The organism is Paracoccus amoyensis (assembly GCF_014490725.1).
In the GTDB taxonomy this organism is placed as follows: domain Bacteria; phylum Pseudomonadota; class Alphaproteobacteria; order Rhodobacterales; family Rhodobacteraceae; genus Paracoccus; species Paracoccus amoyensis.
In genome coordinates this window covers 183775-203662 of the sequence record NZ_JACOQL010000004.1, presented here as the reverse complement: position 1 = coordinate 203662, position 19888 = coordinate 183775, and the positions used below count along the sequence as shown (strand labels likewise).

Genomic DNA, 19888 nt, shown 5'->3' with positions numbered 1-19888 from the left:
TTACTTCAGCTGCGAATCCTTGCTGCCACGACGATTGATACCACCCGCCGCGCGATAGCGTTTATCGCGGCCGCCCTGACAGTCCACGCACAGTTGCACGCCCGGCAGCGCCTGCCGGCGGGCTTCGGGGATCGGTTCATCACATTCCGCACAAAACACGGCGCTTTCTGCGGCTGACCGGCCCCTGGCTGCGCCCAGCCGCGCACGGGCAATCGCCTCTGCCGTGCTCACCTCGATCTGGTCATTCACCGAATCATCTTTTGCCCAACCACCGGCCATATCGTCCTTCCTTTCGCCAGATCAAAGATGGGTATGCGGATGGAAAGTTGCAAATCCTGTATGGCTCGGGCGTCGGTTTTGGCCAAAGCGTATGGGCGATGATTTGCGCAAACACCTCACAACGCATTGAGCATGGAACGAAATCTCTCGCCGTTCGTTGACACGTGGGAAAAACAGAACCATCCTGTCCGCATTAGAGAGGGTTTAAAATATGGGCGACAAGACGCTGACCCGAATGGATCTTGCGGAAGCTGTTTTCCGTGATGTCGGACTGTCACGCCATGAATCGGCTCAATTGGTCGAAAGCGTATTGGACCACATCTCGGACGCGCTAGCACGTGGCGAACAGGTCAAGATTTCATCCTTTGGCACTTTTAGCGTGCGCGACAAGAATGAGCGTATCGGGCGAAATCCCAAAACGGGGGAGGAAGTGCCGATTACCCCACGTCGGGTGCTGTCATTCCGGCCATCGCATCTGATGAAAGACCGCGTGGCGGCCGGCAACAAGCGCTAAGACGGCTTGGGGCATGGCAAAAAGCGCAGAGGCATTTCGTTCCATCGGTGAAGTTGCCAAGCTGATTGGCGTGGCGCCGCATGTCCTGCGCTATTGGGAAACTCAGTTCCCCCTGCTGAAGCCGATGAAGCGGCCCGATGGCCGCCGCTATTACCGCCCTGACGATGTATTGCTTGCCGCCGGCCTGTGCGATGTCTTGCGCGACGAAGGTCTGACCATTCGCGGCGCAAAGAAGATGATGACCAAGGATCGCGGCCAAAGCGTTCGCGAACGCGGGGCATTGCGTCTGGGCGATGCACCGGCCGAACCGCAACCACAGGACGCGCCCGCAATCCCGACAGAAGCGGTCTTTTCCTCATCAGAACCGACGCCAGCTATTGCTGCATCACACCCATCCGATACAAAGGTAATCCTAGAGGATTTGCCGGACCCCGAGGATGGTTCGGATTGGGAGGATGAGGAAATGCCCCAGCACGGTCCCCGCTCGCGTCAACGCAAGCGTCGATCCTTGGGCGACAGCGGTGCACTGCCGCTTTTCCCTGAATTGGAACGGGAAAACCCCGATATCCAATGGCTTGCCCGATTGGTGATCTTGTCCAAGAAACTGCACGCTTTGACACCTGAAAATGCCGCCTGGCAACGCAGCCGCCATGTGGGCATCCAGCTGGGCGATGCCATCCAGCGGCTTTATTGAGCCACGATCAGCAACTTGGCGCAGAAATCAGCATCGCGACCCTTGTGCAGCCCTGCCGCTTCGCTCTATATGACGCTCGTCGGGCCGTGGCGCAGCCTGGTTAGCGCGTCCGTCTGGGGGGCGGAAGGCCGAGAGTTCGAATCTCTCCGGCCCGACCATTCCGAAAACGCCCATCCCTTCAAGGGGGTGGGCGTTTCTTTATCCGACATTCTGCCTGGGGCAATGCGATGAACGGCGTTCTGCCTGACAGCGAGATCCGCAAACTGATCGCCACGGGCGCAATCGCCGCCGATCCCGCGATCATCCCGGAACAGATCCAGCCCGCAAGTCTGGACCTGCGCCTTGGCACGACGGCCTATCGGCTGCGGGCCAGTTTTCTGGCTGGCAAGGGCCGGCGTGTCGAAGACCGTCTGCCAGATTTTCAGATGCATCAGATGGACTTGACGGACGGCGCGGTGCTGGAGCGGGGCTGCGTCTATCTGGTCCCGTTGCTGGAGCGTGTGACCCTGCCTGCGGGCCTGAGCGCGGTCGCCAATGCCAAATCCTCGACCGGGCGTCTTGATTTGCTGACGCGCCTTGTCGCCGATGATGGCACCGAATTTGATCGTCTGCCCGAAAACTACGACGGCCCGCTTTACGCCGAGATTTGTCCGCGCAGCTTCTCGGTCCTTGTGCGTCCGGGGATGCGCCTGAACCAGCTTCGCTTGCGCGATGGTCAGGCGGTGTTGTCCGATGCCGAATTGCGCGATCTGAATGCCCGAGAGCCGTTGGTCGGCGGTGATGCCCTGATTGATCAGGGTTTGGGTTTTTCGGTCGATTTGCGTCCCGAAACAGGTGATCTGGTCGGTTATCGCGCCCGTCCGCATAGCGGCGTGATCGATCTTGACCGGGTCGGCGAATATGACGCCCGCGAATTCTGGGATGAACTGCGCACCACTGAGGGTCGCCTGATTCTGGATCCCGGCGCGTTCTACATCCTTGTCAGCCGCGAAGCCGTGGCCATCCCTGCCGATTACGCGGCTGAAATGGCCCCCTATCTGGCGATGGTCGGTGAATTCCGCGTCCACTACGCCGGCTTCTTCGACCCCGGCTTCGGTATCGGTCAGGCAGGCACCGGCGCCCGTGGCGTGCTGGAAGTCCGCTGCCACGAAGCCCCGTTCGTGCTGGAAGATGGCCAGGTCGTCGGTCGCCTTGTCTATGAACGCATGTCCACCCGCCCCGACCGCCTGTATGGCACAGGCATCAAGTCGAATTATCAGGGACAGGGCCTGAAGCTGGCAAAACAGTTCCGGTGAATTGGTAGAGCCGAGGACCACCAATTCACCAAAGCACCACTTCCCGAAAATCTCATAATATTTTGCTTTAGATTAAGAGAACTTGAACCAGCAACATCTCTGACCTGGAGCGGTTCCGGACATATCCCCGGATGTCGCGACCGCAATTACAGGAACACACTTCCGCTGGAATACATGCGCCATTGCCAAAATTGACGGCGTAAACTCGGCACGCGTTTTTGCTCCATCCTTCAACGGTATCATGGAACAATTATTGACGGCCCGAACGCCATGGTGCGCCAACGCACACAGGGTTCTTTCTCCCGATATCCTATCGTGCTGCATTGCCAGCCCCATCTGGCGAGCAACACATGAAAGAGCGACCGATATCTGCTGCGAACTTATCGCAGCACGCGGCGCAGCCCTTCCTGGGTCTTTTGCAAAGGCTCCAGATAAAGGTCCACCAGATTTTCGGCGCTGGCTTGCACGGCTGCGACGCCGGTATTCAGCGCGGCGACCACCCGGCCATGCACCGAATAGACTGGCACCGCAATTGATCGAAGGCCCAGTTCAACCTCCTGGTCGATGACGCAAAAGCCATCGCGGCGGGCGGCCTCGATGCGGGCCATGATTTCGGCAGGCTGGGTCAGGCTATGGGCGGTTCGCGGGGTCAGGTCGGACGTCTCGACAAGAACGCACGCCTCCTCGGACGGGAGCGCCGCCAGCAGCACCCGCCCCATGGAGGTGCAATGCGCTGGCAGACGCGACCCCGGCATGAGACCAATCGACATCACCCGCTGTTGCGCCGCCCGCGCCAGATAGACGATCTCCGCTCCGTCAAGGATCGAAACTGATGTCGATTGCCCGATCCGGTCCGACAGTTGGTCCAGCCAGGGCTGCACGATCTGCGCCAGCGGCATCGCCGCCAGCGCGCCCATGCCCAGGCGCAAGACCCGTGCCGTCAGGGTGAAGAACTTGCCGTCATAATCCGCGTAACCCAGATGATGCAGCGTCAGCAGCGACCGCCGCGCCGTCGCCCGGTCCAGCCCCGTTACCGCCGCGACATCGGAAATCGACATGCGCGACTGTTCGGCACGAAACGCTTCGATCACCTGCAGGCCCTTGGCCAGCGACCCGACAATATCAAATTTGTTCGCCATGCGCACAGGAAACATCGCAATGCGAACAAATGTCAAGATGCGCACAGAAATCCTTGCCCCGATGCATTCGCGGGCGCTACCTACCCGCCCAGAAACAGGAGGTTCCATGGACAAGCGCATCGCGAGTCTGGCCGAAGCGGTTGCAGACATAACGGATAATGCCACCGTGATGATCGGGGGGTTTGGCGGCTCTGGCGCGCCGATCGAATTGATCCACGCCTTGATCGACCGCTATCTGTCGACGGGAAGCCCAGGGAATCTGACCGTTATCAATAACAATGCCGGCAACGGTCATGTCGGCATCGCGGCGATGATCGAACAGGGGATGGTCGCCAAGATGATCTGTTCCTTCCCGCGTTCGGCCGATCCGCGCGTCTTTACCGAAAGATACCTTGCCGGTCAGATCGAGCTGGAGCTGGTCCCTCAAGGCACGCTGGCTGAACGCATCCGGGCGGGCGGTGCTGGCATACCGGCCTTCTACACGCCGACCGGCTTTGGAACCGATCTGGCAGCGGGCAAGCCCGTCGCCCAGTTTGACGGACGCCAATACGTGCAGGAACGTTGGCTGAAGGCGGACTTCGCCCTGATCAAGGCCGAGACCGGCGATCATCTGGGCAATCTGACATATCGCATGGCGGCGCGAAATTTTGCCCCGCTGATGGCGATGGCGGCGGCGCGCACGGTCGCGCAGGTCAGCCGCATCGTCGCGCCCGGCGGCATCGACCCCGAGGCCGTCGTCACGGCCGGCATCTTCGTCGATGGTTTGGTCGCGGTGCCGACGCCCGCGCAGGAAGAAGTCCTGAACCGCGCAAATGTAACCTATCCCGAGGTGACGGCATGACCGCCAAACTTTCCAACGCTCAAATCGCCTGGCGCGCGGCGCAGGACATCGACGATGGTGCCTATGTCAATCTTGGGATCGGCTTCCCCGAGATGGTCGCGCGCTTTCAACCCGAAGGCAGGGAAGCCGTCTTTCACACCGAGAATGGCATCCTTGGCTTCGGCGAGGCACCGCAACCGGGTGACGAAGACTGGGATCTGATCAATGCCGGCAAAAAGGCGGTGACGATCAAACCGGGCACGGCGTTCTTTCATCACGCCGACAGCTTCGCCATGGTGCGCGGCGGTCATCTGGATGTGGCGATCCTTGGGGCCTATCAGGTTGCGCAGAACGGCGATCTGGCGAACTGGTCCACCGGACCCAAGGGGGTGCCGGCGGTAGGTGGCGCAATGGATCTGGTTCACGGCGCCAAGCGTGTCGCGGTTCTGACGGATCACACGACCAAGGACGGAAAGCCCAAGCTGGTCCAGCACTGCACCCTGCCCCTGACGGGCGTGGCCTGCGTGACGCGGATCTATACCTCGCTTGCCGTGGTCGATATTCAGGACGGCCATTTCGTGCTGCGCGAAAAGCTTGTCTCGATCTCCTTTGACGAACTTCAATCCCTGACCGGCGCGCCATTGCATCTTGATGGCGATGTGGCCGATCTGATCGCGCCCGAGGTGTAACATGACAGAAGCCTATATCTGCGACTATATCCGCACGCCCATCGGCCGATTTGGCGGGGCCTTGTCTTCGGTCCGCGCCGACGATCTGGGGGCGATCCCGTTGCGCGCCCTGATGGCCCGGAATCCGCTGGTCGACTGGCAGGCCGTCGACGATGTGATCATGGGCTGCGCTAATCAGGCGGGCGAGGATAACCGAAATGTCGCGCGCATGTCGTTGCTGTTGGCAGGAATGCCGATCGAGGTGCCGGGCACGACGATCAACCGGCTTTGCGGGTCCGGGATGGATGCGGTCATCGCAGCCGCCCGCGCGATCCGGGCCGGCGAGGCCGATCTGATGATCGCGGGCGGCGTCGAATCCATGTCGCGTGCGCCCTTCGTGATGCCCAAGGCCGAGGCGGCGTTCAGCCGCAGCAATGCCGTCCATGACACCACAATCGGCTGGCGCTTTGTCAATCCGGCGATGCAGGCGCAATATGGCGTCGACAGCATGCCGCAGACCGGCCAGAACGTCGCCGATGATTTTGGCATCAGCCGCGAAGCGCAGGATGCCATGGCGCTTGCCAGCCAGACGAAGGCAGCCGCAGCACGGGCCCGGCTGGCGATCGAGATCACGCCGGTCAGCGTGGCGCAGCGCAAGGGCGATCCGGTGATCGTGACGCAGGACGAACATCCCCGCGACACCACCGCCGATGCCTTGGCAAAACTGAAACCCCTGTTTCCCAACGGATCGGTGACAGCCGGGAATGCGTCGGGCGTCAATGATGGCGCTGCGGCCTTGATTGTCGCGTCCGAGGCCGCAGCAAAGCGGTATGGTCTGACGCCGATTGCCCGCGTTCTGGGCGGCGCGATGGCCGGCGTTGCGCCTCGCATCATGGGCTTTGGGCCGGCACCGGCTTCGAAGAAACTGATGGCGCGGCTCGGCCTCTCGCAGCACGACTTCGACGTGATCGAACTGAACGAGGCCTTCGCCAGTCAGGGGCTGGCAACCCTGCGAGATCTGGGCATTGCTGACGATGATCCGCGTGTGAACCCGAATGGCGGGGCAATTGCACTGGGCCATCCACTTGGCATGTCGGGCGCGCGCATCACCGGCACGGCTGCGCTGGAATTGTCCCGCACCGGCGGTCGACGCTCGCTTTCGACCATGTGCATCGGTGTGGGTCAAGGCATCGCCTTGGCATTAGAGCGGATCTGATCGCGGCCATCGCCGCACCGGGACGACGCGTCAGGGAACGGCGCGTCAGGAACGGCGCGTCCAGGAACGGCGCATTTCACGACGGCTCGGGCACCTGCCTTCCGTCTGGCGGAACTGGCAGGTTGTTATCGGTAAACCAGACCGGGTTTTCCGCATACATGTCACGGATCAGCTGTTTGCTAAGGTCAAGATAGCGCGACCTGTCGCCCGCCCGATGATACATGATGACCGGCGATGTTGCTTTGGCATCGGCGATCAGCCTGTAACGCACATCGGACCGCATCTGCCGGGCCGAGGCCGGGACGATACAAATGCCGGAATCCGCCGCGACCAGGCCAAGCGCGCTCTGGATCTCGCGCATTTCCAGCACCTCGCGGGGGCGCACGTCGTGGTCGTGCAGCAGGCTCAGAACCTGATCGGCATAGCTGGGGCGAGGCTCTTTCGGGTAGACGATCAGCCTTTCGCCGGACAACCGCGACAGCGCATCGGGCCGCCATCCTGCGCCAGCGGCGAATCCTCGGGCAAGGCGGCGACCAGCCGTTCTTCGCGCAGGACGGTGCTAACGATGCCCGGATCGCTGTGTTTCAGACGACCGAAGCCCAGGTCGATCCGCCCTTCCTTCAACGCCGCGACCTGCTGCAGCGAAAACAGTTCCAGCGGCTGGATATCCAGCTCTGGCGCGCGCTGGCGCAGCTTGCGGATCAGCGAAGGCAAGCCGCCATAAAGGGTCGAGGCCACAAAGCCGATGGACAGCACCCGGTTGCGGTTCAGCCCGACCCGGCGTGTCGCATCCGTCATCTGGTCGACCCGCCCCAGGATCTGCAGCGCCTGTTCATAGAACAACCGCCCTGCATCGGTCAGCTTGATCGGCCGGCTTTTGCGCAGGATCAGGGTGACGCCCAGCTCCTCCTCCAACAGCTGGATCTGGCGACTCAGCGGCGGCTGGGCAATATGCAGCGCCTCGGCCGCGCGGGTGAAGTTCCGCTCGCGCGCGACGGCGGTGAAATAGCGCAATTGCCGCAGGTCCATGCTGATTCGTCCTCGCTTATTCTGTCAATTTCACCTTTGGTTCCGGTATGCTGCGACGCAGAAAGTGCCTGATCGGTCGATATTTTCCATTCATAATACCCTGAGGGTATCGTTTCAAACGCAAATGGTGTTGGACGGGTGGCATCGGTCGGGCGCATTTTGGCGACATGGAACATTCATTCGCCCCCTTCGCCACAGGCGCCGCCACTGCCCCGGTCATCGCTCGGGTTGAAACGGTGATCCTCGATCTGCCGACGATCCGGCCCCACAAGCTGTCGGTCGCGACCATGAACGGTCAGGTGCTGATGCTTGTCCGCGTCCATTGCAGCGACGGGGTGATCGGCGTTGGCGAAGGCACGACCATCGGCGGGCTGGCCTATGGCGGCGAAAGCCCCGAAAGCATGAAAACCAATATCGACACCTGGTTTGCGCCGCTGATGCTGGGCCAGGACGCGACGCGGGTGCAGGCGCTGATGGCGCGGATCGGGCAGATGGTGCGCGACAACCGCTTTGCCAAATGCGCCGTGGAAACCGCGCTGCTGGATGCGCAGGGCAAGCGCCTTGGCCTGCCGGTCAGCGAGTTGCTGGGTGGCCGCCGGCGTGACCGGCTGCCGGTCGCGTGGACGCTGGCCTCGGGCGATACCGCCCGCGATATCGCCGAGGCCCAGCAGATGCTGGACCTGCGCCGTCACCGCGTCTTCAAGCTGAAGATCGGCGCGCGCCCGATCCGCGACGACATTGCCCATGTGGCGGCAATCAAGGCGGCGCTTGGCGACCGCGGGGCGGTGCGCGTCGATGTGAACATGGCCTGGTCCGAACTGGATGCCGCCTTCGGCATGGCTGCCCTTGCCGATGTCGGCTGCGAGCTGGTGGAACAGCCCGTCGCCGCGACCGCGGCGCTGGTGCGGCTGGCGCGCCGGTTCCCGGTGGCGCTGATGGCCGATGAATCGCTGACCGGCCCGGAAAGCGCGTTCGAACTTGCCCGCGTTCAGGGCGCGGATGTCTTCGCGGTCAAGCTGGAACAAAGCGGCGGCGCCTGGAACGCGTTGCGCGTCGCGGCCATCGCCGATGCGGCCGGCATCGGCCTTTACGGCGGCACCATGCTGGAAGGGCCGGTCGGGACGGTGATTTCCGCCCATGCCTTCGCGACCTTCGCCAAGCTGGATTGGGGCACCGAACTGTTCGGCCCCTTGCTGCTGACCGAGGATATCCTGGCCCAGCCGCTGGTCTACAGCGACTTCCAGTTGACCGTGCCCGACGGCCCCGGCCTTGGCGTGACGCTGGACGAAGATCGCGTGGCCTTCTTCGCCCGCGATGGCATCCGCCGGACCATCAGCCTGCCCGCCGCTCAAACAGCCGGAAAGATATGACGATGCTGTATCATGTCACCATGGACGTGAAGATCCCGCAGGATCTGCCAGCCGCTGAACGGGCCGACATCCTGGCCCGCGAGAAGGCCTATTCGCAGGATCTGCAACGCCAGGGCAAATGGCGCCACATTTGGCGCGTGGCCGGGCATTACGCGAATGTCAGCATCTTCGACGTGCGCGACAATGCCGAACTGCACGAGATCCTGTCCGCCCTGCCCTTGTTTCCGTTCATGGAGATCAAGGTAACGCCGATGCTGCGCCATCCGTCCGCCATCCGCGAGGATGACAGCTAACCACGACCCAACGGGACTCCAGACACGGTCCCGCCCAGTTTCAAAACGAATCCAGGAGGAGGAACCCATGACCGTCAAGATTTTCAACCGCCCCGATGTGCAGGAATTCCTGAACGAGCTCAGCGGGATGAACAACAGCGAGGGCAATCCCCGCATGAAGCAGATCACCCATCGGCTGATGTCCGACCTGTTTCGGGCCATCGACGACCTGAACATCACCCCAGACGAATATTGGACCGGCGTGGCCTGGCTGAACGATCTGGGCGCCAATGGGCAGGCTGGACTGGTCTCGCCCGGTCTGGGCCTCGATCATTTCATCGACGAGCGTCTCGACGCCATCGACGCCGATCTGGGGATCGAGAACCCGACCCCTCGCACCATCGAAGGCCCGCTTTATGTGGCCGGCGCGCCGGTCGAACACGGCTTTGCCCGGCTGGATGACGGCCGCGACACCAACGGCCATACGCTGATCATGCACGGCACCGTCCACGGTTCGGACGGCAAGCCCCTGCCCGGTGCCCAGGTCGAGGTCTGGCATTGCGACACCCGCGGCTTCTATTCGCATTTCGACCCGACCGGGCTGCAATCCGACTTCAACATGCGCCGCACCATCATCGCCGACGATCAGGGCCGCTATAAATTCCGCAGCATCCTGCCCAGCGGCTATGGCGTCCCGCCCGGCAGCCCGACCGAAAAACTGCTGACGGCGCTTGGCCGCCACGGCCAGCGTCCGGCGCATATCCATCTGTTCATCAGCGCACCCGATCACCGCAAGCTGACCACCCAGATCAATATCGAAGGCGACCCGCTGATCAACGACGATTTCGCCTATGCGACCCGCGAGGGGCTGGTGCCCCATGTGGTCGAACGCAGCGACGAGGCCAGCATCCGCGCCAACAACCTGGAAGGTCCCTTCGCCGAAATCACCTTCGACATGTATCTGACTGCCCTGGTCGATGGTGTCGACAACCAGATCAACGAACAGCGCCGCCGCGCCGCCGCCTGATCTGTGAACGCCGGGCGATCGCCTGAAAGCCGCCGCCCGGACCACCCACCCGATCTTTCATCACCGACACATGGCAGGGGCCCGACGCGCAAGCGCATCCCCTGGGGAAGGAGAACTCATGTCCGCGATCATCGAAAAAGCCCGCGATCTGGATCATCTGCTGGCCGTTGCCGTGCAGGATGATGCCGAAGCCGGCCTCTACCGTTGCCGCCGCGATATCTTCACCAACGAGGATCTCTATGAACTTGAGATGAAGCACATCTTCGAAGGCAACTGGGTCTATCTGGCCCATGAAAGCCAGATCCCGGAAATCAACGACTACTACACGACCTGGATCGGCCGTCAGCCCATCGTCATCACCCGCGACAAGACCGGCACACTGAACGCCGTCATCAATGCCTGCGCCCATAAGGGGGCCATGCTGTGCCGCCGCAAGCAGGGCAACAAGGGCAGCTTCACCTGCCCGTTCCATGGCTGGACCTTCTCGAACGCGGGCAAGCTCTTGAAGGTCAAAGACGCCAAGACCACGCAATATCCCGATCAGTTCAACACCGACGGCTCGCATGACCTGACCAAGGTGGCGCGCTTCGAAAGCTATCGCGGCTTTCTGTTCGGCAGCCTGAACCCCGATGTCGCACCGTTGGAAGATTATCTGGGAGAGACCACCACCATCATCGACCAGATCGTCGATCAGGCCCCTGAAGGTCTGGAGGTGTTGCGCGGCAATTCCACCTATATCTATGACGGCAACTGGAAGTTGCAGATGGAAAACGGCTGCGACGGCTATCACGTCAGTTCGGTCCACTGGAACTATGCGACCACCATGGACCGCCGCAAGGAAACCGGCACCAAGGCCGTCGATGCCAATAGCTGGAGCAAATCCGTCGCCGGCGTCTACGGCTTCGACAACGGCCATATCCTGCTGTGGACCAACACCACCAATCCCGAGGTCCGTCCCGTCTTCAACCGCCGCGACGAAATCGTCGCCCGCCTGGGCGAGGAGAAAGCCGGCTTCATCGTCAACCAGACCCGAAACCTCTGCCTCTATCCGAACGTGTTCCTGATGGACCAGTTCAGCACCCAGATCCGGGTCGTGCGGCCGCTGTCGGTCGAGAAGACCGAAGTCACCATCTTCTGCTTCGCCCCCAAGGGTGAAAGCGCCCAAGACCGCGCCAACCGCATCCGCCAATACGAGGATTTCTTCAACGTCTCGGGCATGGGCACCTCGGACGATCTGGAAGAATTCCGTGCCTGCCAGACCGCCTATGCCGCGCCGCTGTGGAACGACATGTCGCGTGGCGCGCCGCTGTGGATCCACGGCCCCGACGACAATGCCACCCGCATGGGGCTGAAGCCGCTGATCTCGGGCGAGCGCAGCGAGGATGAGGGGCTGTTCGTCGTCCAGCACGAATACTGGGCCCGCGTCATGCGCGACGCCCTCGCCGCCGAGAAAACGGGAGAAGCAGCATGAGCCTCGACAGCACCATCAACGCCGCCATCGGCTATGACGCCATCTGCGCCTTCCTGTATCGCGAGGCGCGCCTGCTGGACGACCGCGAATGGGACGATTGGCTGACCTGCTATGCGCCCGACGCCTCTTATTGGATGCCGTCCTGGGATGACAACGACCAGCCGACCGACGATCCGCAATCGCAGATCTCGCTGATCTATTATCCCGACCGCGGCGGGTTGGAGGATCGCGTCTTCCGCATCAAGACCGAACGTTCGGGCGCCTCTACGCCGGAACCGCGCACCAGCCACGCCGTCCTGAATGTCGAGGTGATCGCGGATCGCGGCGACGAGGTCGATGTCCGCTACAACTTCCACACCCTCAACCATCGCTACAAGACCACAGATCAGTTCTTCGGAACCATCTTCGTGACCCTTCGGCGCGACGGCGGCAGCCTGCTGATCGCGGCCAAGAAGATCATCCTGAAGAACGACTACATCCGCCAGGTCATCGACGTCTATCACGTCTGACCGGTTCCATTCGGCACAATCGCAAGGAGGAAGCCATGTGCTACCGGATCGCATTGAACTTCGAAGACGGCATCACCCGTTTCGTCGACTGCAAGAAAGGGGAGAAGGTCCTTGATGCAGCCTATCGCAACAAGATCAACCTGCCCATGGATTGCTCGGACGGTGTGTGCGGCACCTGCAAATGCCGCGCCGAAAGCGGCGCCTATGACATGGGTGACGACTATATCGAAGACGCCCTGACCGAGGACGAGGCCGAAGAAGGGTTGGTCCTGACCTGCCAGATGATTCCGTCATCGGATTGCGTGATCTCGGTGCCGACGACCTCGCAGGCCTGCAAGACCGGCCAGCAATCCTTCGCCACCACCGTCACCCGCGTCGCACCCCATCACGACGCGGCGGTGGTGCTGGAACTGGCGGTTGCGGACGCAACCACCGCCCCCGCCTTCCTGCCCGGACAATATGTCAACATCGAGGTGCCGGGCAGCGGGTCGCACCGCTCCTATTCCTTCAGCAGCGCACCGGGCGCTGCGCAGCTGGGCTTTCTCATCAAGAAGATCCCGGACGGGCTGATGAGCAGTTGGCTGGCCCGCGCCAAGGCCGGAGACCAACTGACGCTGACCGGCCCGATGGGCAGCTTCTATCTGCGCGACGGCGATGGCCCGCTGCTGTTTCTGGCGGGGGGCACCGGCCTTGCGCCCTTCCTGTCGATGCTGGAAGTGCTGGCCCGCGCCGGATCGCAGCGCCAGATCCACCTGATCTACGGCGTGACCCGCGATCTGGATCTGGTGCTGGTCGACGAACTGGCCGCCTATGCGGACCGTCTGCCGAACTTCACACATGCCACCGTGGTGGCGGATGCAGCGTCCGATCACCCGCGCAAGGGCTGGGTCACCCAGCACATGCCCGAAGACATGCTGGCGGCGGGCGCGGTCGATGTCTATCTGTGCGGGCCGCCCCCGATGGTCGATGCCGTGCGCCACTATCTGGACGAAAACGGCGTCAAGCCCGCCAGCTTCCATTACGAGAAATTCACCCCCAATGAACCCCTGCGGGCCTCGGCATGAGCGGGCCTGTCTTCGCCGGGCGCTTTGCCGGCAAGGTGCTGGTTGTCACCGGCGCGGCCCAGGGGATCGGGCGCGCCGTGGCCCTGCGCGCCGCCGCCGAAGGCGGCCGGGTGCTGCTGGTCGACCGCGCCGATTTCGTGGCAGAGGTGGCGGCCGAGGCCGGCGAAAACGCCGCCGGCTTCAACGCCGATCTGGAAAGCTGGGACGGCTGCGAAGCCGCGATGCGCGCCGCCGCCGACCGCTTTGGCGGCATCGACATCCTCATCAACAATGTCGGCGGCGCGATCCGCATGCGCCCCTATGCCGAATTCCAGCCCGACCAGATCGAGGCCGAGATCCGCCGATCCTTGATGCCGACGCTGTTTTGCTGCCGCGCCGTTCTGCCGCATCTGCTGGCGCGGGGAGGCGGGGCGATCGTCAATGTCTCGTCCAATGCGACGCGCGGCATCTACCGGGTGCCCTATTCGGCCGCGAAGGGTGGCATTAACGCCATCACCCAATCGCTGGCGATGGAATTGGCCGGCCAGAATATCCGCGTGGTTGCCACCGCGCCCGGCGGCACCGAGGCCCCGCCGCGCCGCATCCCCCGCAATGCCGAAGGCGACAGCGCGGCCGAAAAGGCCTGGATGGCCGAGGTCGTGGGCCAGGTGAAGCAATCGGCCTTCATGCACCGCTACGGTTCTATCGACGAACAGGCAGCGCCGATCCTGTTCCTGGCCTCGGACGAGGCCTCCTACATCACCGGCACCATCCTGCCGGTCGCCGGTGGCGACACCGGCTGAGCGTCAGTTCAATGAAAAACCAGGGAGGAAAAGAAATGCGTAATATAGACGTGACCGAGGCCATCGACCGAAGCCCATTCGGACGATTTCAATGGATGGTGGTCGCATTATGCGGTGTGCTGCTGGTGGTGGACGGCTATGACGTCTTCGTCGCCGGCACCGTGCTGCCGACGCTGATCACCGAATGGGGGCTGACCAAGCCGCAGGCCGGTGCGTTGCAGGCCTGGGCGCTGTTCGGGATGATGTTCGGGGCGTTGGGGCTGGGGTCGCTGGCCGACCGGATCGGCCGCAAGAAAGGCGTGGCCATCAGCTTCGTGCTGTTCACCTCGGCCACCGTGCTGACCGGCTTTGCCAATACGCCCGAGCAGTTCAAGATCTTCCGCTTCATTGCCGGCCTGGGCTGCGGCGGGCTGATGCCCAACGCCGTCGCGCTGATGAACGAATACGCCCCCAAGCGCCTGCGCGGCACCATGGTGGCGCTGATGTTCTCGGGCTATTCGGTGGGCGGCATGGTCGCCGCCGGGCTGGGGATCGGCATCATCCCCGAATTCGGCTGGAAACCGATGTTCTATATCGCCGCCGTTCCTTTGGTGCTGTTCCCGCTGGTGCTGTGGAAGCTACCGGAATCGCTGGGTTTCCTGATCCGTCAGGGCAAGCAGGACGAAGCCCGGCGCATCTTCGCCAAGGTCAATCCCGATATGCCGCTGGCCGCCGATGACCGGCTGGTCTTCAGCGAAAGCAAGGGCGTCTCCGCCTCGGTCACCGAGCTGTTCCGCCATGGCCGCGCCCTGCCGACGGCCATGCTGTGGGCCTCGTTCTTCTGCTGCCTGCTGCTGGTCTATCTGCTGTCCTCCTGGCTGCCCAAGGTCCTGCAGGAAGCCGGCTATGCCGAACGCGCCAGCCTGCTGAGCCTGTTTGCGCTGAATTTCGGCGGCATGGCCGGCGCGGTGGCCGGCGGCTGGCTGGGCGACCGGCTGGGGCTGCCCAAGGTCGTCGTCGGCTATTTCGCCGCCGCCGCACTGTCCATCGCGCTGATCGGCATGAACCCGGTGCCTGCAATCCTGTTCGGGCTGGTCTTCATCGCCGGGGCCACGACCATCGGCACGCAGATCCTGCTCTATGCCAGTGTCGCGCAGCTTTACAACCTGTCGGTCCGTTCGACCGGGCTGGGCTGGGCCTCGGGCGTGGGCCGGATCGGCGCCATCGTCGGGCCGACGATCGGCGGGCTCTTGCTGGCACAAGGGCTGCCGCTGGGTCAGAACTTCCTGATCTTCGCGATCCCTGCAGCCATCGCAGCCGTGGCAATGCTGGTCTATGCGCTGAGCAACGCCCGCAACAACGCGACCAGCCTGCCCGCCACGGCCATGCAAGGCCAACAGCCGGCATCATCCGCCGACACTCCGGTCGTGAAAGCCTGACATGCCCTATCTGACCCTGCCGACCCATCGCCTTCACTACCGTATCGACGGGCCGGCAGGGGACCGGCCATGGCTGACCCTCTGCAATTCCTTGGGCACCGACATGCAGATGTGGGATGCCCAGGTCGAAGGCCTGGCACGCGAATTCCGCATCCTGCGCTATGACCGCCGCGGCCACGGCCTGTCGTCGGCGCCACCGCCCCCTTACAGCCTGGCCGATCTGGGCGCCGATGTGCTGACGTTGCTGGATACGCTGGCAATCGAGCGCACGCATTTCTGCGGCCTGTCCATCGGCGGGCTGACCGCGCAATGGCTGGCAATCAACGCGGGCGCGCGGCTCGACCGGATTGTGGTCTGCGCCACCGCCGCGCGGATCGGCACGCCCGAGGGATGGGATGCCCGGATCGCAGAGGTGCAGCAAAACGGCCTTAACGCGCAGCTTGCGGCAACAGAAGAACGCTGGTTCACGCCGGATTTTCGACAGCGACGCCCCAAGGCCGTCGAGGCGATCCTGACCAGCTTTGCCGCGACATCGACGGACGGTTATTTGGGGGCCTGCGCGGCACTTGCGTGTGCCGATCTGCGCGACGGGATGGATCAGATCACACGTCCGCTTCTGGCGATCTCTGGCGCGGACGATCCCGTTTGTCCGCCGGCCAATCTTGCGGCGATCGCCCAAGGCGCGCGCGACGGGCGGCACCTGATCCTTCCGGGCCGCCATATCGTCAATGTCGAATCCGCCACGCGCTTCAATGCGGCACTGACGGATTTCCTTTGCTAACGCAAAACGGCGCTCTCAGATGATCGGCCTCACGATGACGGGCGGCCGAGCCAGCGATTCGGCCGGTGTCGTCACGTCAGCTCCGGTCCTGTTGGAAGCGCCGGAACGCTGAGGTAGTCGCCATGCCTGCATACGACCGTCAGCGATAAGCGCCTCCGTTTCCGAACGTGTCGCGGTTGAACAGTCGGGCCTCGATCCCAAACTTGATGCTCAGGTGCGTTAGATTGCACTAAGGATGGAATGCGATGGCCTCCTCGTTTCTGGTAGCGAGATCATCATTCGCACCATAAGGATGTCACGCGTATACCACCATCTTCCCGACACCCTTCCGCCCCCTTCTGCCGCTCCGCCGGTCTGAACGGCGATGTATGCCTTGCCATGCGCACGGGGCCGAACCTCATGCTCGCCCGGGATCCCGATGATCTGTTCGTTCGTGAATCTCATTCGCTTCATAATCCGTCCTCAGGTTTGCTCTGCCCCTTGAAAACTGGATCGCTTGAAACCGGAGTTTTCGGCTAGCATTTCCCGGCGGGGAGAGGAGCAGAAGACGGTGAAGGCATTGAAGTTCTCGGAAGCGCAGACGGCGGTCATTCTGAAGAGGGGCGAGGAAGGCGCATCGGTTGCCGAGCTCTGTCGCTGTCACTCAGAATGTCTCAAATTACGGCCGTGCAATAGCTAACTATGTAGCAAAAAACGAAGAAAGTCGCGCGATCGCTAGATATAAATATTCCCTAGTATCTTGATGCCGCGTAATTTTATCGCGAACTTTTGCGTATTAACTGGTGGAGCCGAGGGGAATCGAACCCCTGGCCTCGTCATTGCGAACGACGCGCTCTACCAACTGAGCTACGGCCCCATCTGCTTTTTTTGGCCCTGCTTGGAGACCTTGTCAAGAAGGGTCCAGAACGGTGGGGATGCGTTACGACCGGGCGGCGGCATCACCAAAGCGGACGATATCGGCGGCGGGCCGTGCACCTGCTTCGCGGGCGATCTCTCGGCTGTTACGAAAGACGATCAGCGCGGGGATGCCACGGATATTCCATCGTGATGATGTTTGCGGATAGGCCTGCGTGTCGATCTTGGCCAAACGCATCTTTCCTTTCAGGCTCAGGGCCGCCTTTTCAAATTCGGGGGCCATCGCGCGACATGGACCACACCACGGCGCCCAGAAATCGACCATCAACGCGACCTCGTCGGTTTTCGCAGCCTTTTCCAGCGTCCTGAAATCGATGGCCACCGGCTTGCCCGGCATCAATGCAGCACCGCAAGTGCCACATTTCGGATTTGCACTTAGCTTGTCGTCGGGAACGCGGTTTGTCTGGGCACAGCTTAGGCAGACCAGTTTCTTTGCAGACATGACACCCCCGGATTATCTGCTAGGGATATGAGGGGCGACGTTGCCGATCGCAACATTTGCCGGCGTGATATTTGCACGTTTTTCGTAAGGACCAAGATGCTTCCAGCCCGCCTGACCTCACAAAACGCCCTGTTTCTGGACTTCGATGGAACGCTGGCAGAGGTGCCCGTCACACCGGACGCGGTGAATCTTCCACCGGGGCTGCCGGCAATGCTGCATCGCCTGTATGATCGGCTGGGAGGCGCGGTGGCACTGATTACCGGACGGGACATCTCGGACTTGCGCAAATATCTGCCCGATTTTCCCGGGGCGATTTCGGGAAGCCATGGGGCTGAACTGTCGCTGGATGGCCGCACCATCAGCACAACCGATGACACCCAACTGGATATCCCGGCCCTTCACGCGGCCGCGCATCAGTTTGCCCGCGGCTATCCTCCGATCCTGGTCGAAGAAAAGCGGCACGGCGTCGTTCTGCACTATCGCGCCGATCCAAGTCTGGCAGAGGTTGTTCATGCTGCGATGCGACAGTTGCAGCGGGACTTTCCGGGCACCGGCCTGCAAGCTGCGAAAATGCAGGTCGAGTTACGGCCCGCCGGGGTCGGCAAAGACAAAGCCTTGGACCGACTGATGGAACTTTCACCCTATCGTGGTCGTATCCCGGTCTATGCGGGCGATGACTTGCCGGATGAGGTTGCCATGGCCGAAGCCCAAGCGCGCGGCGGCATCGCCATCAAGGTTGGTGACGGAGAAACCGTTGCCCATTACCGCGTGGCGAATCCGGCGGCGCTGGCCGCGTGGCTAGACCCTTGATCAGCCCCGCCCCAACAGCGATACGATGCGCCGCACGGCGGCGGCATAGCCTTCGATCCCCAATCCTGCTATCACGCCATCGGCACGAAGCGAGACATAGGAATGATGGCGGAACGCTTCGCGCTTGTGGATCTGGCTGATGTGAACCTCGATCACCGGCCCGTCAAAGGTGTTCAGCGCATCCAGCACCGCAACCGATGTATGGGTCAGAGCCGCCGGATTGATGACAATGCCTGCGGCCTTTTCACGCGCCTCGTGAATCCAGTCGACGATCTGACCTTCCCAATTCGATTGCAGCAGTTTGATTTCATGCCCCCCCGCCACGTCGCGGCACAGGTCTGCGACATCGTCAAGCGTTTCGCGGCCGTAAATTTCAGGCTGCCGTTTGCCCAGCAGGTTCAGGTTCGGACCATTCAGGATATAGATTGTGGACATGGCATCCTCGGGCTTGTGGTTTGTTCATAGCTAGCCTGCGGGCGGGGCTTATGCCATGAAAAACGCCACAGTCATCAGCACGCCGACCAGCGTAATGAACGCCTTCAGAAGGGCCGGATTGGTGATCCGCCGGGCCACCATCGCGCCGCAATAGCCGCCCAAGGCGCAGGCAATCGCCAGAGGCACCAGATAGTGCCAGTCAATCAGCCCCGCCGCGATGTAAGTGGCAACCGAAACGACCGACAACACGGCAGAAATCAGCGCCTTCAACCCGTTCATCGCGTTCAGATCGGTAAAGCCGATCAACCCGAAGACGGCCAGCAGCATGATCCCCAAACCGCCGTTGAAATAGCCGCCGTAGATGGTCACGGCCAGAACCATGGAAAAGGCCGCAATGCGCCCCGGCCCTGCCCCTCCATTGCGACGCACAGCCTTTAACAGCCAGGGTCCGGCGGCGAACAACACCGTCGCCAGCAGCAAAAGCCACGGCACGATTGCCGAAAACGCCTTGGGTGAGGTGACCAGCAGCAGTAGCGCGCCAAGGAAGCCGCCAAGGATTGAAATCAGCGTGATTTCACGCAGGCTCAGAACGCCCTGGGCGCGAACATCGCTGCGGAACGCCCATGCGCTGCTGATATATCCCGGCATGGCGGCAAAGGTTGCGGTGGCGTTGGCCATGATCGGTGGGACACCCACCCAGACCAGCGCCGGAAAGGACAAAAACGTGCCCCCGCCCGCGACCGCGTTCAAAATGCCCGCCAGAAAACCCGCAATGATAAGAACGACATAGTCCAACATGTGCGACGCCCCTTCCCTGTTCTCACAGGGCCATCGCATATGTTTTGCCGAAAGTGCAGATTGCCCTTCCCAAAACAGGAAAAACTTTCCAGACTGTCGCGAAAATGCCCCGACCTTGGGCCAAGGCCAGCCTTTAACTT

The 19888-nt window shown here is 62.2% G+C and carries 21 protein-coding genes, 2 tRNA genes and 1 pseudogene; 17 read left to right on the top strand and 7 right to left on the bottom strand.

Annotated features, from left to right (window positions below; translation table 11 throughout):
* The gene (locus H4P12_RS13510) at nucleotides 1-279 is read right to left on the bottom strand and encodes a DksA/TraR family C4-type zinc finger protein (protein WP_187794197.1); all 279 of its coding nucleotides are present in this window, start codon (nucleotides 277-279) and stop codon (nucleotides 1-3) included.
* A 211-nt stretch (nucleotides 280-490) separates the two neighbouring features.
* Between H4P12_RS13510 and ihfA the strand changes: the two genes are divergently transcribed.
* The 4 genes from ihfA (at nucleotide 491) to H4P12_RS13490 (ending at nucleotide 2782) form a co-directional block, all read left to right on the top strand.
* Entirely contained in the window at nucleotides 491-793 is a 303-nt protein-coding gene (gene ihfA, locus H4P12_RS13505; protein ID WP_187794196.1) for an integration host factor subunit alpha, read from the top strand.
* Between the two features lie 13 nt (nucleotides 794-806).
* Complete coding sequence (locus tag H4P12_RS13500) at nucleotides 807-1487, top strand: MerR family transcriptional regulator (RefSeq protein ID WP_187794195.1); 681 nt, start codon at nucleotides 807-809, stop codon at nucleotides 1485-1487.
* An 80-nt stretch (nucleotides 1488-1567) separates the two neighbouring features.
* A tRNA-Pro gene (locus H4P12_RS13495) sits at nucleotides 1568-1645 on the top strand.
* A gap of 69 nt (nucleotides 1646-1714) precedes the next feature.
* Nucleotides 1715-2782: a 2'-deoxycytidine 5'-triphosphate deaminase gene (locus H4P12_RS13490; RefSeq protein WP_187794194.1), complete on the top strand. Its 1068-nt coding sequence runs from the start codon at nucleotides 1715-1717 to the stop codon at nucleotides 2780-2782.
* A gap of 380 nt (nucleotides 2783-3162) precedes the next feature.
* Here the strand turns inward: H4P12_RS13490 and H4P12_RS13485 are convergent, their stop codons facing one another.
* On the bottom strand, nucleotides 3163-3921 hold the full coding sequence (locus H4P12_RS13485) for an IclR family transcriptional regulator domain-containing protein (RefSeq protein ID WP_187794193.1): 759 nt from the start codon (nucleotides 3919-3921) through the stop codon (nucleotides 3163-3165).
* A gap of 106 nt (nucleotides 3922-4027) precedes the next feature.
* Between H4P12_RS13485 and H4P12_RS13480 the strand changes: the two genes are divergently transcribed.
* Genes H4P12_RS13480 through pcaF form a run of 3 tightly spaced genes read left to right on the top strand, consistent with a single transcriptional unit; the run spans nucleotide 4028 to nucleotide 6625 of the window.
* Nucleotides 4028-4762 carry a 3-oxoacid CoA-transferase subunit A gene (locus H4P12_RS13480; RefSeq protein ID WP_187794192.1) on the top strand — a complete coding sequence of 245 codons (735 nt, stop codon included), beginning with the start codon at nucleotides 4028-4030 and terminating at the stop codon, nucleotides 4760-4762.
* On the top strand, nucleotides 4759-5430 hold the full coding sequence (locus H4P12_RS13475; protein ID WP_187794191.1) for a 3-oxoacid CoA-transferase subunit B: 672 nt from the start codon (nucleotides 4759-4761) through the stop codon (nucleotides 5428-5430). Before H4P12_RS13480 ends, H4P12_RS13475 begins: the two co-directional genes overlap by 4 nt.
* 1 nt (nucleotide 5431) lies before the next feature.
* A complete protein-coding gene (gene pcaF / locus H4P12_RS13470) occupies nucleotides 5432-6625 on the top strand; it encodes a 3-oxoadipyl-CoA thiolase (RefSeq protein ID WP_187794190.1) in 1194 nt (397 codons plus the stop codon).
* 76 nt (nucleotides 6626-6701) lie between these two features.
* On the opposite strand, the pseudogene H4P12_RS13465 reads toward pcaF, so the two are convergent.
* Nucleotides 6702-7654 (bottom strand): annotated as a pseudogene (locus H4P12_RS13465) (LysR substrate-binding domain-containing protein).
* A gap of 167 nt (nucleotides 7655-7821) precedes the next feature.
* Here H4P12_RS13465 and H4P12_RS13460 point away from each other — a divergent pair.
* From H4P12_RS13460 to pcaD, 9 genes are all read left to right on the top strand, one after another.
* The gene (locus tag H4P12_RS13460) at nucleotides 7822-9024 is read left to right on the top strand and encodes a muconate/chloromuconate family cycloisomerase (protein WP_187794189.1); all 1203 of its coding nucleotides are present in this window, start codon (nucleotides 7822-7824) and stop codon (nucleotides 9022-9024) included.
* Nucleotides 9021-9317 (top strand): muconolactone Delta-isomerase, encoded by a 297-nt coding sequence (gene catC / locus H4P12_RS13455; RefSeq protein WP_425498220.1) that lies wholly within the window; start codon nucleotides 9021-9023, stop codon nucleotides 9315-9317. Before H4P12_RS13460 ends, catC begins: the two co-directional genes overlap by 4 nt.
* A gap of 67 nt (nucleotides 9318-9384) precedes the next feature.
* Complete coding sequence (gene catA / locus H4P12_RS13450) at nucleotides 9385-10323, top strand: catechol 1,2-dioxygenase (protein WP_187794188.1); 939 nt, start codon at nucleotides 9385-9387, stop codon at nucleotides 10321-10323.
* Between the two features lie 118 nt (nucleotides 10324-10441).
* Nucleotides 10442-11794 carry an SRPBCC family protein gene (locus tag H4P12_RS13445; protein ID WP_187794187.1) on the top strand — a complete coding sequence of 451 codons (1353 nt, stop codon included), beginning with the start codon at nucleotides 10442-10444 and terminating at the stop codon, nucleotides 11792-11794.
* Nucleotides 11791-12303: a benzoate 1,2-dioxygenase small subunit gene (gene benB / locus H4P12_RS13440; RefSeq protein ID WP_187794186.1), complete on the top strand. Its 513-nt coding sequence runs from the start codon at nucleotides 11791-11793 to the stop codon at nucleotides 12301-12303. Before H4P12_RS13445 ends, benB begins: the two co-directional genes overlap by 4 nt.
* Nucleotides 12304-12338: 35 nt before the next feature.
* Complete coding sequence (benC, locus tag H4P12_RS13435; RefSeq protein ID WP_187794185.1) at nucleotides 12339-13367, top strand: benzoate 1,2-dioxygenase electron transfer component BenC; 1029 nt, start codon at nucleotides 12339-12341, stop codon at nucleotides 13365-13367.
* The gene (gene benD, locus H4P12_RS13430; protein ID WP_187794184.1) at nucleotides 13364-14149 is read left to right on the top strand and encodes a benzoate diol dehydrogenase BenD; all 786 of its coding nucleotides are present in this window, start codon (nucleotides 13364-13366) and stop codon (nucleotides 14147-14149) included. Before benC ends, benD begins: the two co-directional genes overlap by 4 nt.
* A 35-nt stretch (nucleotides 14150-14184) precedes the next feature.
* Nucleotides 14185-15567, top strand: coding sequence for an MFS transporter (locus H4P12_RS13425; protein ID WP_187794183.1), 1383 nt, complete (start codon nucleotides 14185-14187; stop codon nucleotides 15565-15567).
* A 1-nt stretch (nucleotide 15568) separates the two neighbouring features.
* Nucleotides 15569-16348: a 3-oxoadipate enol-lactonase gene (gene pcaD, locus H4P12_RS13420; protein WP_187794182.1), complete on the top strand. Its 780-nt coding sequence runs from the start codon at nucleotides 15569-15571 to the stop codon at nucleotides 16346-16348.
* A gap of 780 nt (nucleotides 16349-17128) precedes the next feature.
* Here pcaD and H4P12_RS13415 read toward each other — a convergent pair.
* Both H4P12_RS13415 and trxC read right to left on the bottom strand, forming a co-directional pair.
* A tRNA-Ala gene (locus H4P12_RS13415) sits at nucleotides 17129-17204 on the bottom strand.
* Between the two features lie 63 nt (nucleotides 17205-17267).
* The gene (gene trxC / locus H4P12_RS13410) at nucleotides 17268-17705 is read right to left on the bottom strand and encodes a thioredoxin TrxC (protein ID WP_187794181.1); all 438 of its coding nucleotides are present in this window, start codon (nucleotides 17703-17705) and stop codon (nucleotides 17268-17270) included.
* Nucleotides 17706-17801: 96 nt separating this feature from the next.
* Here trxC and otsB point away from each other — a divergent pair, with 96 nt between their 5' ends.
* Entirely contained in the window at nucleotides 17802-18515 is a 714-nt protein-coding gene (gene otsB / locus H4P12_RS13405) for a trehalose-phosphatase (RefSeq protein WP_187794180.1), read from the top strand.
* On the opposite strand, the gene aroQ is transcribed toward otsB, so the two are convergent.
* Both aroQ and H4P12_RS13395 read right to left on the bottom strand, forming a co-directional pair.
* Complete coding sequence (aroQ, locus tag H4P12_RS13400; RefSeq protein ID WP_187794179.1) at nucleotides 18516-18950, bottom strand: type II 3-dehydroquinate dehydratase; 435 nt, start codon at nucleotides 18948-18950, stop codon at nucleotides 18516-18518.
* A gap of 48 nt (nucleotides 18951-18998) precedes the next feature.
* Nucleotides 18999-19748, bottom strand: coding sequence for a sulfite exporter TauE/SafE family protein (locus H4P12_RS13395; protein ID WP_187794178.1), 750 nt, complete (start codon nucleotides 19746-19748; stop codon nucleotides 18999-19001).
* Between the last annotated feature and the right edge of the window lie 140 nt (nucleotides 19749-19888).